Genomic DNA, 12,877 nt, shown 5'->3' on the forward strand with positions numbered 1-12,877 from the left:
GTCACAGTTCTCCCACAATTTTTACCGGTTGTTCACCGTCGGCTGCTGCGCCTTGCTCGTTCAGAACATCGTCCATATCAGACACTGCCATTTCCTCGTGGTACACCATGGCCACGTTCAGAACACCTGACTGATCCTTGGTGACTTCAATCAGTTCATTGACCCGATGGTGGTCGGCGGTTTCCATCACCACCACCAGTTTTCCATTGTCATCACCGAGGTGGATTTCCAGCTCGGGCTGCTCATCCACCCACTGGGAGAACCCAGAAATACTCACCGGCCGCACATGCACAATAAGGCTGACAATATGTACCGTGCCGCCGTGTGACTTTTCACCGTTATCCGCTGCAGAGGCGGTGTAATCCCGGTTTCGGTAGTGGTGCTCTCTCATAGTGATCCAGTTGTTTTTGCTAAGATTCGTCTCATTGTCGCCACTTGCACCACTGGTACGGTTTCCAGCTTGTGGCGATGGCGGTCAGCGTACGAGACGGGATAGCAGCGCCTTCGCCGTTGAAGACACTGCCATTGGTGCAGCGCCCTACAGGGCGCTCCGGAAGTGCGGCGGCGAATTCAGGCCGGTGGGCCCGGCGGCCCGAAAATCATTTGCAGAATCCAGACGGCAAACCCGTAGCCCCCAACAATGGCGACCGCCAGAATCGGAAACAGAAATACGAGAATAAACAGTACCAGGCGTCCTTCTCTGCGGCGCTGTTCTTTGCTCGAAGGAAGTTGCTCTTCAGTCAAGAGACGCACCCTCAATTGATTGGGTTTATTCCCATGAGAAATAAAAAAGTTGGCCTTTATTAAAACCAATGACTTCTCATGGATCAGGGGGAAAGCGCTTTACTGGCATAGCGCGACGCCATTCTTACCCACATAGTTTGAGTCTAGGAAGGGATACCGTTAGGGCAAGAAAGAAGGGAGCGAAAACAGCGGAAATTACCACGGATAGGGAAAACACCTTTGCCCGGGCACAAAAAAAGCCGGGCAAGGCCCGGCTGAAAAACAATCAATCTCATTTAAATCATGCCTTCGCCCAGTTTTGAAATCCAGGCTGACGGCGGCGTGAATAACTCAGCATTCACTCATTACTGGGTTTACCGATGGTGGCGAGAATACCGCCATCCACATAGACCACCTGACCGTTGACGAAATTACTCGCATCACTGGACAGGAATACCGCAGTGCCCTGCAGGTCTTCAGGGTTGCCCCAACGGCCAGCGGGGGTGCGTCCGATAATGAAATCATTGAACGGATGGCCATCTACGCGGATCGGCGCGGTCTGCGCCGTGGCAAAATAGCCCGGTCCAATTCCGTTCACCTGGATGTTGTGGCGCGCCCATTCCGTGGCCATATTCTGGGTCAGCATTTTCAGGCCTCCTTTGGAGGCCGCGTAGGCGGAAACGCTATCGCGCCCCAGCTCGCTCATCATCGAGCAGATATTGATGATCTTGCCAGCGCCGCGTTCAATCATACGGCGCACGACCGGACGGCTCATCACCATCACACCGGTGAGGTTGGTTTCCAGCACTTTGTTCCACTCTGACAGTTCCATGTCCAGTAGCGGTACGCGACGAATGATGCCGGCGTTGTTGACCAGCACATCGATCGGACTCTGTTCTTTTTCAATCACCGGTACCATCTCGTTTACCTGATCTTCGTCGCTGACATCGAACAGATACCCGTGCGCGTTGTGGCCTTTTTCGCGCAGCTCGGAAACGGCGTTGTCGAGTTTTGCCTGAGAGGAGTGGCCAGTAATAACCAGCTTTGCACCCGCGTTGCCGAGGCCTTCTGCCATGGCCATACCGAGGCCGTGGGTGGCGCCGGTTACCAGGGCGAGCTTTCCGGTTAAATCAAACAGTGAGTTGGACATTCTTTTACTCCAGATTTTTCGCGATTACTCAGGTTTCGATCAAGATCAACGCAGCTCGGTGGGCTGCACCTTATCCATATCGTCGTAATCGTGGTTCTCGCCCGCCATTCCCCAGATAAAGGTGTAATTGCTGGTACCCACACCTGAGTGTAGAGACCAGGTGGGAGAGATCACTGCCTGCTCGTTGTGCATCCAGATGGTACGGGTCTGCTGCGGCGGGCCCATGAAGTGGCATACGGCCTGCTCCTCGGGCAGATTGAAGTACATATACACTTCCATACGGCGGCTGTGGGTGTGGCACGGCATGGTGTTCCAGCAGCTGCCGGGAGCCAGCTCGGTCATGCCCATTTGCAGCTGGCAGGTTTGCAACACGTCTTTTACCAGCAGCTTGCGCAGGGTGCGCTTGTTACAGGTTTCTGCGGCACCCAGTTCGATCACCTGGGCATCGCCCTGGCCCACTTTGGTGGTGGGGAATTCGCGGTGCGCGGGGGTGGACAGAATGTAAAATTTCGACGGAGAAGTTTTTACATTGCTGCTGAACACCACGCTCTCGGACCCGCGGCTCACATACAGTGCTTCCTTGGTGCCGATTTCATACACGGCACCATCCACTTCCACCACACCGGGGGCACCGATATTGATGATGCCCAGCTCCCGGCGCTCGAGAAAATAGTCGGATTTTAGTGCGTCTACGGTTTCCAGCTTTACGCTGCTTTCTACCGGCATCACACCACCGACAATTACGCGATCCACGTGGGTGTAGGTCAGATTGACGGTATCGGCAGTAAACAGGTTCGGCACCAGATACTCGTCGCGCAGTCGATCGGTATCGTAATTGACATAGTCACCCGGGTGACTGGCGTGGCGCTCTTCAAATACAGTGGTCATAACTCTACCCAGTTAATTCGGTGACGACTTAAGATTCGGATTTCAGCAGCTTGTACATCTCAACGCCGGAAGTAATAAACGGCGCGGTGCCTTTGGGGTCGTCGTCGTAGATTGGCTCGCTCATGTAGTACTCGTAGCTGCCATCGCGGCCGTAGCCCAGGCCAGCCACCTGACACATATCGGTGATGCTGATGGTGCCGTCCGCGTGCACCTGTACAAATTCGTCCAGCAGGCCCTGGTAGGCTTTTTTCGCCGTGGCCAGATACTGGTCTTTTGGCAGGTAGCCCTGGTTCAGAGCCTTAGCGAAGAAGTAAGTGAACATGGTGCTGGCCGTGGACTCCCGGTAATTGCCGCGCGCACCCGGCTTGTCCATAATCTGCCACCAGGTACCGGTTTGCGCATCCTGGAATGTTTCAATCACCGGTGCGATTTCGGCAATCATGTCCAACAGGTACCGCCGCTCTTCGGTATTTTCTTCCGGAATAAAGTCCAATACATCTACCAGAGCCATTGCCAGCCATCCCATCCCGCGGCCCCAGTGATAGGCGGAAAGACCGGTTTCCTTATCGGCCCACACCTGCTCGCGCTTTTCGTCCCAGGCGTGATAGAAAAGGCCGGTTTCGGGGTCTTTGAGAATCTGGTTGACGACTTTGAACTCCGCCAGCACTTCTTCCACGTCCGGCTCTTCGTGCATCAACTGTTCATAGTGGGCGAGGAAGGGAATACCCATGTATACGCCGTCCAGCCACACCTGATAGGGGTAGCGCTTCTTGTGCCAGAAGGCGCCCTGGGAAGTGCGTGGGTGGTGTTCTAGCTGTTCGAACAGGGTGTCGACGGCTTTTTTGTACGCGGGATCTGCGTTGCGCTCGTACATCCGTAGAAGCATGGTGCCGGCGCGGATGCTGTCGATATTGTATTTCTCCTGCACGTAACCGTTGATGCTGCCGTCTTCATTCACGAAGGAGCCCATCACGGTTTGCACGGCGTCGGCGTAACGGGCTTCCGGCGCAACCTGATTCAGTTCGTCGTAGGCCTGCAGCACCATACCGGTGGTGTATTCAAAATAGGATGGACGTTTGCGGATATGGTCGTAACCACCGAAGCGGTAATCGAGTGTTTTGCGTTCCAGCTCAGAATCCGCCAGGCGCTTACTCCAGTCCAGGGCCACATCGGCTGTCAGCGGCTGCTCGGTTGCCGCTTCACTCGCGGCGGTGGTGAGGCGCTGCCGCAGAGGTTTGGTGAGCTTTTCCGCTTCCTGCTTGAGGTAGGCTTCAAATTCAGCCCTGGTGGTAATCGGGCCGTGCTCAGTCTCCACTTCGTTGGCCCAGGCCGCGACAAAGTAGTACTGAACTTCGTTGCCGGCAGGCTTGAGCACCGCAACCTGGTTGTGTTCATCTTTGGTGACTTCATCGATGGCCTTGCGCTTGGCGATCACCGCCATGCCCAGATTGGCGCCATCCAGGCTTTGCGCACCGTAAGTGCCGATATAGGTGTAAGCGTGGCCGGTAATGTCCATGTTACCAACAATCAAGTCAGTGCCTTCGTGATTCACGATGCCAGCAACCAGGTTGTCCAGCTCTTCGCTGGTTTTCGCATTCACTTCCACCAGACGGGATCCGGCGTGTATGGACAGCACAGCAGTCAGGTCGGTCTGCAGAGTTTCGGTGGGTTTCCAGTCTTTGTACTGAATTTTGAATGCAGAATAGATGTCCCCGTTCTCGGCAATATCCACTTGCCAATCTTGTACATCGCTCACGCGGATGGTTTTTTCGCCGTCCCAGTAACCGTAGCCACCAACACCGACAGCGCTGCCTACTTTGAGGATATCCATGCCCCAATCGGCGGGTTCGTGGTAGGAATCAAATCCATCCTGGCCCACACCCTGTAATACCGGCTCGCGAGTTTTCTTACCAAAAATATCAAAGCCGTTGCGCCAGTCCAGATATACACGGTAGCCCACCAGATCGGATTCGATGCCTGGGCCTTCATAGCGAATGAAGTAGGAGTGGTCGGTGTGCTCTTGGGGCACATCGAGAGAGCTTACACGCTGGAAGCTACCGCCCCTGTATTCGCGCTCAACCCATTCGCCACCCACTTTGTGGGATATTTCTGCCTGGGTCCGTTTGGCAACAGGCGAGACAGCAGCATCGGCTTTGGCGATGCGCAGCTTGAGGGTCTCATCGACAGCCACATCCACAGTGAAGAGGATGCCATCTTTTCTGCCATCGGCGTCTTTGTCGATGGCCTGCACGGGAATCTGGTCAGCCTGGTTCCACACAGCAACAGGTGCGGCAAAACCGGCCTCTAATCCGAGCTCGTAAAAACTGAGGTAAACCGCTTCGTCCAGGCGCGGGAAGTCAGAGGGATTGGCGAGTTCAAGGCTTGCAATCGCGCCGGGTTTTTCTGCGTTGGCTTCCGGCGTGGCGGCTTCTTCCGGCGACTGCATCGCCTTATCGCCACAAGCGGTTAGAGTGGCCGCGATGAACGCAAAGGCGAGGGCATTCAGGCCCAGTTTGCTTTTGGGCGGATTAAACGGTTTCACAGACATCTCCACAAATTCGGGTTTTATTCTGTTATTTGCCATTAAAAAAGAACGGCGGTAAATCGAAAAACGGCCAGGTGCGACTTCGAATCCTGACGCTGGTGTTTCCACCAGCAGAATCCCTGCACCCGGCCGCTCTGTTCAGTACTAAATCGAGCTCTTAATCTCTACTTCTTATCAAAATATTGGATTAGAACTTGTACTGAGCACCTACGTAATACTGACGACCGTAAGTGTGGTCGACCACGATACGGCCCGCGCTGTCGATCATCTGACGGTTTGGTTCGTTGGTGAGGTTGATCGCTTCCAGGCTCAGCTTCCAGTTATCGTTCAGGCTGTAGCCGGCTACGAAGTCCACGTTGGAGGTACCTTCGGTGTATTCGAAGTCGTTGCCATCGCGACCGTTGCCCATTTCGCGCGTGTTGTAGTCACTACGCGCCGCGTAAGAGATACGTGCATTCCAGTCTTCGTTTTCGTAGTAAACAGTTGCGTTGTACGAATTCTTGGACTGGTTGTTCAGTGGGCCATAGTTTGGTTCTTCCGCGGTGCCATAGTTCATTTCAGAATCTACATAGGTGTAGTTCAGGATGAGGCCATAGTTGTCGAAGAATGCCTGCTGGTACTGCAGCTCAACACCAGAAATCTCACCGCCTTCACCATTGAAGTAACGGTTGATACTCCAGTCATCGCTCGCATCGTACTCGCCTTCGTCACGCAGCACGGATTCGTCGAATCCGGTATCAGCCCAGGACTGATTTTCGAAGGTGTCCTTCTTGATAAAAGACTCAACGTCTTTGTAGAAGTACGCAGCCGCGAATACGGCATCGTCGGAGAAGTACCACTCATAGGAAATGTCGTAGGCGCGAGCACGGAACGGATCCAGTTTCGGGTTGCCGTAGCTGACCTCGCCCAGAAACTGAGAAATGCTACCGCCGGGAGTCAGCTGGCCCAGTGCAGGACGAGACATCACATCGGCCACGGAGAAGCGCACAACCATGTCTTCGTGTACATCCACAGCCAAGTTCAACGATGGCAGGGTGTCGGTATATTCGTTCGTCGCTACCACCTGGATAAGGTCACCGTTCAGGTCGGTGAAACCGGTCGATTCAACTTCGGTGGTAACGTGACGAACCCCGAAATTGCCTCGCACTGGCAAGCCTGCGACCTCAGTACCCCAACCGAGCTGGGCGTAATAGCCGGTATCGTCTTCCTTAACGTTGCGAACATCTGAAGCGCGAGGGGCCATACTTGCGGCAACTTCGGCAGAATACGTCTTCAACGTGGAGTGCACATCGGGAGAGAACCAGGTAATACCGTTCATGCTGGTAGAACCGCCCTGCAGTGCAGTAGCGGGAATGCCACTAAACTTCGGCCCCGCGCGGTTTTCTTCCACATCGAACTCAAAGCTTTTCTTGGACGCGCCGGCCTTCAGACTCAAGGTATCGGTCAAGTCGAACTCGAGATTGAACGCGGCGGTATCGAAGGTGTTATCGACCGTGTTCGGACGATGGCGCAGCTCTACAAAGTCAAAATTTTCCGGATTAGAAGTATCGAAGTCAGCGAAATCGATGCTACCGCCAGAGGTAGTAGCATTGTAGGAAAACTCATTCTGCACATTGATGGCATCAACGATCGCAGTAGTTTGCATCGGGTTGCTGAAGTTGGACTCTGACGCCCCCCAAACCATATCGCCACGCAGGCGATCAGTGAATTCGTGTGAAGCGCGTATAGAGAGCTGGTCGAACTTGGTTTCCAGCTCGTCGAAGCGGTGCTCTACGCGCAGGTCGTAGTTGTCTACGGTCATTGAGGTGATGGTGCCATTACCATCCATGGTGTAGTCGGTTACGTCGTATTCCGGAAAGTTGCCGCCGTCTTTCAGGCTGACGGAAACGAACTCTTCTTCACGCGTCGCATCGTAAGTGGACGTGAGGTAGTCCACCAGGATTTCGGTGCTGTCGGTTGGGCGGAATTGCAGCGTACCGGTAAAGCCCTGGCGCTCCTGTTCGTGAGTAAACTTGCCGTAGCGGGGAATACGCGGGAAGAAACCTTCGTTCAGATCCGCCAGCTCGGCATCGTCGGCACACGCGGAGCAGTTGGCGATCTCTTCTTTAGCAGTCCAGCGTACGGTGGAAAAACCCTGCTCAAGCACATTGCGCTTGGACTGAGAATAGGTTGCAAGCCAACCAATGGTGCCCGCTTCATTCTGACCGGCAACCAGGAAGGAGGTGCGGGGGTCAGCCTCTTTAGACTCACTGTTGTAGCCCGCCTGCACGTTCGCCGCAAAAGTGAAGCTCTCATCCATATCCAGCGGTCTGCCGGTATTCAGGTCAACAGTGGCACCCAGAGAACCTTCGTCCAGATCCGCAGATGAGGTCTTGTGAACAGTGAGGTTCGAAAACAATTCAGAAGCAAAGGTATTGAAGTCGAACGTACGTGCGCGGTTGGTACTACCAGAGGAATCTGCACCACCAGTAGTGGACACCGCCTCCAGGCCATTGATGCGAACGCGGGTGAACTGTGCACCGAGGCCGCGTACTGAAATGTTACGACCTTCACCGGCATCACGGGTAATCGCAACACCCGGGATACGTTGCAGGGATTCTGCCAGGTTGAGGTCGGGGAAGTCGGCAATGTCTTCCGCCAGGATCGCGTCCTTGGAACCTACCGCGTCGCGCTTCTGGTCCAGAGCCTTGGACAGGCTGTCGCGGTAACTACCGGTTACCGTGATCTCTTCCAGAGTGGCATCGCCGGAGGTATTCGCTTCTTGTGCAAAGGCCGGCACCGCAACAATGGCCATCGCAAGGGTGAGTGGTTTCAGCTCGAAGGTCTTCATGACTCTCATCTCCGCTTATCGTCGTTATTTTGGTAAAACCTTTTTTGGTAATACCGCTTATTATTAAAGCGTGTTGATAGTCTCACATGGATTACCAACTATCAACTTTTGGCAGACCAATTTTTTACTTATTTCCGTGCGATTTTCGGTCAAAAAGTAGAATAGCGCGCCACCATGCCCAAATCTAGTGGGATTCGGGCGGCGCTGGCGGCGGCTTTACTCGCTAAGCCGGCCAACTGATCAGCCTGGTTTGAACAGCTCACCGTTGATGGATACGTTATTAACGGTCAGGCCAGTAACCTCTTCGATCACACCAAGTGAGTCAGCGTGGTCAATACGGCTGTTGGTAATTTGCAGGTCGCGGATTGGGGCGCGCTCAAAGCCCCGGATCTGGAAGGCGCGCTTGGCGTCTTTGCACACCAGGTTTTCCACCTGAATGTTGTATACGCTGGGGTCAAAGTCACCCTTATCCCCCTCTTCGTAGTAGAAGTTGATGACGATGACGTCTTTCACTTCGCCGATGGTGAGATTGCGTACGTAGATGTCGTGTATCTTTCCGCCGCGCACGGAATTGGTCTTGATACGCAATCCGCGCTCCAGATGAGGACTGCTCATCACACAGTCTTCCATAAACACGTTGCGCACCCCACCGGAGATCTCGCTGCCAAGCACCAGGCCACCGTGACCGTCGCGCATCTGGCAGTTCCGCACCACCACGTTTTCCGTGGGGACATTCACCCGACGGCCATCGGCGTTGCGGCCGGACTTGATCGCGATACAGTCGTCGCCGTTGTCGAACAGACAGTCTTCAATCAATACGTTGCGGCAGGATTCCGGGTCGCAACCGTCGGAATTGGGGCCGTGGCTTCTGGTGGTAATACCGCGCACGGTCAGACTGTTACACAGCACCGGGTGCACCACCCAGAATGGGGAGTTCTCCAGGGTTACGCCTTCGATCAGTACCCTGTTGCACTCGTAGAACTGCACCAGCGGCGGACGCAGGAAGGAGCCTTCAGCGTATTCCCGCTCACTCACCGGCACGCCTGCTTCCACTTCCTTCATCAGCTCCGTCCGCGGCCCGTGCTGGGTATCTCCCGCGTTGGTGCTGTTGTCGCACTTGGTATTCTGGCCTTTCCACGGCCACCAGGTATCGCAGTCGGCACCGCCATCAATCAGGCCTTTTCCGGTCAGGGCAATGTTTTCGCATTGATACGCATAGATCAGTGGTGAGTAGCCCATCATCTCCATGCCTTCCCAGCGCGTTTTGACTGCCGGCAAGTAGCGCTCAGGTTCGGGGATAAAGTGAACCTCCGCACCCTCTTGCAGGTGCAATTCGGTATTGGATACCAGATGAATAGGGCCAGTGCGGTATTTACCTGCAGGCACCACGATGCGGCCACCACCCGCTTTGCGGCTGGCCTCTACGGCCGCGGCGAAAGCGGCACTGGCATCCTCACCTTCGCCCCGGGCACCCAGCTCGCGCAGGTTGAAGTCCCGCGCGGGGATTGCCGGGAGCTTGATATCCGAGAGTATCTGGGGAACCCGTGCCCAGGGGCCTTTGTACTGCGCCCGGGGCGGGCGACTCATGGCCGCCGCCTGTGGCAAAAGCCCCGGAACGACGGGCAGTGCGGCGGTGGCCGCCAGTGATTGCAGAAAGACTCGACGATTGAGTCCGGTCATAAATACCTCCCGGGCTTTATTGTTGTACCAGCGCAATGACGGCTGATCATCGCTGCCTGCCCCGCCGAAATGGCAAGACCAGTATAAAAATTGCATTAATACTGTCATACCAATTTAGGTGAGGCAACAACCAGACGGTCACGCCGCCTACCGGGAGAGGGTGACTTTGGGAGCAAATAAAGCTGCGGGAGGCAGGGGAACAGGCAGAAAAAAAGCCGGCGCGAGGCCGGCTTTTCAGGATATAGCGAAGCGTGCAGAGGTGGGGCGATCAGGGCAGCGCAAACCGCTGACGGGCGGCACTCATTTCACGGCGTGCCTGCTCCAGCGCTTCGGCTTCGGTGGCATCCAGCAGCTGCTGTACCACGCGCTGCAAGTGATCACGCATAGCATTGCGGGCTGCTTCCGGATCGCGTTTTTTGATCGCCTCAAGGATGCGACTGTGCTCCTCAATGCGGGGCTTGGAGCCGGCCTGACGTACCTTTTCCAGGATCCGGGCGGAAACAGAAGAGTTATTACGCAGCTTCCACAGGTGCTCACACACCGATACCACGGCGTCATTGTGCGTACACTGGGCAATGTGCAGGTGGAACTTTTCGTCCGCGACTTCGGCGTTGGACTCGGAGGCGTTTTCCGCCACCATCTCTTCGAGAATGCTTTCCAGCTGCGCCACTTCTTCGTCGGACATTTCCCGCGCGGCAAGGCCTGCGGCCTCGCCCTCAAACATCATCCGCGCCTGCAGAATCTCGAATGCCCCGATATCGCTCTCACCGGCAGAGAAGGCGCTGGCTTCGGTATCGGTCACATACACACCTGAGCCGCCTTTTACCTCAACGCAGCCCGCCAGCTCCAGCGCGATAATCGCTTCGCGCACGGTGGGGCGGCTGACTTCAAAGCGTTCGGCCAGCTTGCGCTCAGCAGGAAGACGCGTGCCGGCCGGATAGTCACCGGCGGCAATAGCGGCGGCCAACTTCTCAGCCACCTGTTGGTAAAGTCTGGCACCCTGCATTTAACTACTCCCCTGCAAATTCTGTTGCATCTGTTTTTCTTCGAATCGCGATTCGGGCGCACAATCCAGTGCTGCGACGCAATATCAATCAAGCAATGTCAATCAGCCAGCACTATGGTAATCCCGATTGAGCCGACAACGAACTAACCTGCCTGACCTATCCCAGTTCCGCTGACCGTACGGTTTCTGCCCTAATGGCCAGTCACAATCGCTACTTATATATAGCTGCGGAAATATTGCACGGATTCTAGCAGATGGGGTTTAGCCACCACAATACGAGAATCACCAACACAGTCTTACCAAATTGTACTAACCTACCGATTGCGGCCTTACCAATATAGTGTTAGATTGCAACCAATCATAACGACAACTGACCGCAAGTCCTTATTAGCGGAGTCAGGACAAGATGGATCTGATACATATACATTCCGACGATAACGTCGCCGTCAGTAAGGCCCCCCTGCCAGCTGGCACCCTGGTGAACTGGAACGGCAGCATGATGCCCCTGGTTACCGACGTGCCTGCCATGCACAAGGTCTGCGTACGCCCGATTGCCGCCGGTGAAGCGGTCATCAAGTACGGCCAAGTTATCGGCTTTGCACGGGCGGACATTGCGCCCGGCAACCACGTACACGAATTCAATATGGGAGCGGGCACCCACCAGGTGGAGCACGCTTTCTGTGAAGACTATGTGCCCACGGAGTTTATCGCCCCAGAAGCGCGTGCAACCTTTATGGGTTACCGCCGCTCCAGTGGTAAATCCGGCACCCGCAATTACCTCGCGGTGGTGTCTACCGTTAACTGTTCAGTTACCGTTTCCCGTGCGATTGCGGCGCACTTCCGCGACAGCGGGAAGCTGCGCGATTTCCCCAACGTAAATGGCGTTGTTGCCCTGGGCCACGACAGCGGCTGCGGTATGTCCACGTCAGGCGAAGGCTACCAGACACTGCTGCGTACGTTGCACGGGTATATTGCCCATCCCAATTTCGCCGGTGTTTTGCTGATTGGCCTCGGCTGCGAAGCGATGCAAATTACCAAACTGATGCGGGAAACAGGCCTTCAGGAGGGTGATGCATTTCAGGTAATGACGATTCAGCAGCAGGGCGGTACCCGCGCGGCAATCGAATCGGGCATTGAGCGCCTGACCGACATGTTACCCGCGGCGAATGCATGCGAGCGCGAAGCAATCCCGGCTTCCGAGCTGACCCTTGCGGTGCAATGTGGCGGCAGCGATGCATATTCCGGCATTACAGCAAACGCGGGCCTGGGTGCAGCTGCGGATATTCTGGTGCGCCAGGGCGGCACCGTCATTTATTCGGAGACGCCAGAAATTTACGGTGCTGAGCATTTACTTACCCGGCGCGCCTGCTCTACGGAAGTGGCACAGAAGCTGGTTGACCGCATTACATGGTGGGAACAATACACGCAGATGCATGGCGTAGAGCTGAACAACAACCCTTCCCCTGGAAACAAAGCAGGTGGCCTGACGACCATTGCAGAGAAGTCGCTGGGTGCACAGGCCAAGGGTGGCACCACAGCGTTACAGGATGTTTACCTGTACGCGGAGCCGGTGCACAAGAAGGGGCTGGTGTTTATGGACAGCCCGGGCTTCGATCCGGTTTCTGTTACAGGCCAGGTGGCGAGCGGTGCAAATGTGGTGTGCTTCACCACGGGCCGGGGCTCAGCCTTCGGCGGCAAGCCGGTACCCAGTATCAAGTTAGCCAGTAATTCGAATCTGTTTGAGCGCATGCGCGAGGATATGGATATCGATTGCGGTGGTATTCTGGACAAGCGCTACACCGTTGCCGAATGTGGCGAGATGATTTTCCAACACATTCTGTCGATTGCTTCTGGTGAGCAGAGTGCCAGCGAGAAGCTCGACTACGGTGATAACGAGTTTGTACCCTGGCATATTGGGGCGGTGGTTTAACCTTTCTCCCTCTCTCGTTTCGCAAAAAACCGGACTTGTGCCGGTTTTTTGTTTTTGGGTTTCTGTGATGGTTCAGTGGTGTAGGTGCTTTGAAGCGGGTCCTGTGGCGGCGAGGCACCGGGTAT

9 protein-coding genes are annotated in these 12,877 nt (G+C 55.4%); 1 reads left to right on the forward strand and 8 read right to left on the reverse strand.

Features of this window, described 5'->3' with window-relative positions; genetic code table 11:
• Position 1: 1 nt before the first annotated feature.
• From Q1A74_RS14040 to Q1A74_RS14075, 8 genes are all read right to left on the reverse strand, one after another.
• A complete protein-coding gene (locus Q1A74_RS14040; RefSeq protein WP_299597383.1) occupies positions 2–391 on the reverse strand; it encodes a chaperone NapD in 390 nt (129 codons plus the stop codon).
• Between the two features lie 179 nt (positions 392–570).
• Complete coding sequence (locus Q1A74_RS14045) at positions 571–744, reverse strand: periplasmic nitrate reductase, NapE protein (RefSeq protein WP_299597386.1); 174 nt, start codon at positions 742–744, stop codon at positions 571–573.
• A gap of 337 nt (positions 745–1,081) precedes the next feature.
• A complete protein-coding gene (locus Q1A74_RS14050; protein ID WP_299597389.1) occupies positions 1,082–1,873 on the reverse strand; it encodes a gluconate 5-dehydrogenase in 792 nt (263 codons plus the stop codon).
• A gap of 45 nt (positions 1,874–1,918) precedes the next feature.
• Positions 1,919–2,761 (reverse strand): 5-dehydro-4-deoxy-D-glucuronate isomerase, encoded by an 843-nt coding sequence (kduI, locus tag Q1A74_RS14055; RefSeq protein ID WP_299597392.1) that lies wholly within the window; start codon positions 2,759–2,761, stop codon positions 1,919–1,921.
• 28 nt (positions 2,762–2,789) lie between these two features.
• Positions 2,790–5,303: a glycoside hydrolase family 88 protein gene (locus Q1A74_RS14060; RefSeq protein ID WP_299597395.1), complete on the reverse strand. Its 2,514-nt coding sequence runs from the start codon at positions 5,301–5,303 to the stop codon at positions 2,790–2,792.
• Positions 5,304–5,493: 190 nt separating this feature from the next.
• The gene (locus tag Q1A74_RS14065; RefSeq protein ID WP_299597398.1) at positions 5,494–8,136 is read right to left on the reverse strand and encodes a TonB-dependent receptor; all 2,643 of its coding nucleotides are present in this window, start codon (positions 8,134–8,136) and stop codon (positions 5,494–5,496) included.
• A gap of 240 nt (positions 8,137–8,376) precedes the next feature.
• Positions 8,377–9,816, reverse strand: coding sequence for a glycoside hydrolase family 28 protein (locus Q1A74_RS14070; RefSeq protein WP_299597401.1), 1,440 nt, complete (start codon positions 9,814–9,816; stop codon positions 8,377–8,379).
• 268 nt (positions 9,817–10,084) lie between these two features.
• Positions 10,085–10,822: a FadR/GntR family transcriptional regulator gene (locus Q1A74_RS14075; protein ID WP_299597404.1), complete on the reverse strand. Its 738-nt coding sequence runs from the start codon at positions 10,820–10,822 to the stop codon at positions 10,085–10,087.
• Positions 10,823–11,228: 406 nt separating this feature from the next.
• Here Q1A74_RS14075 and Q1A74_RS14080 point away from each other — a divergent pair, with 406 nt between their 5' ends.
• Positions 11,229–12,752 (forward strand): UxaA family hydrolase, encoded by a 1,524-nt coding sequence (locus Q1A74_RS14080; protein ID WP_299597407.1) that lies wholly within the window; start codon positions 11,229–11,231, stop codon positions 12,750–12,752.
• Positions 12,753–12,877 lie beyond the last annotated feature (125 nt).

This window comes from uncultured Microbulbifer sp., from assembly GCF_947504145.1.
Taxonomy (GTDB): Bacteria; Pseudomonadota; Gammaproteobacteria; order Pseudomonadales; family Cellvibrionaceae; genus Microbulbifer.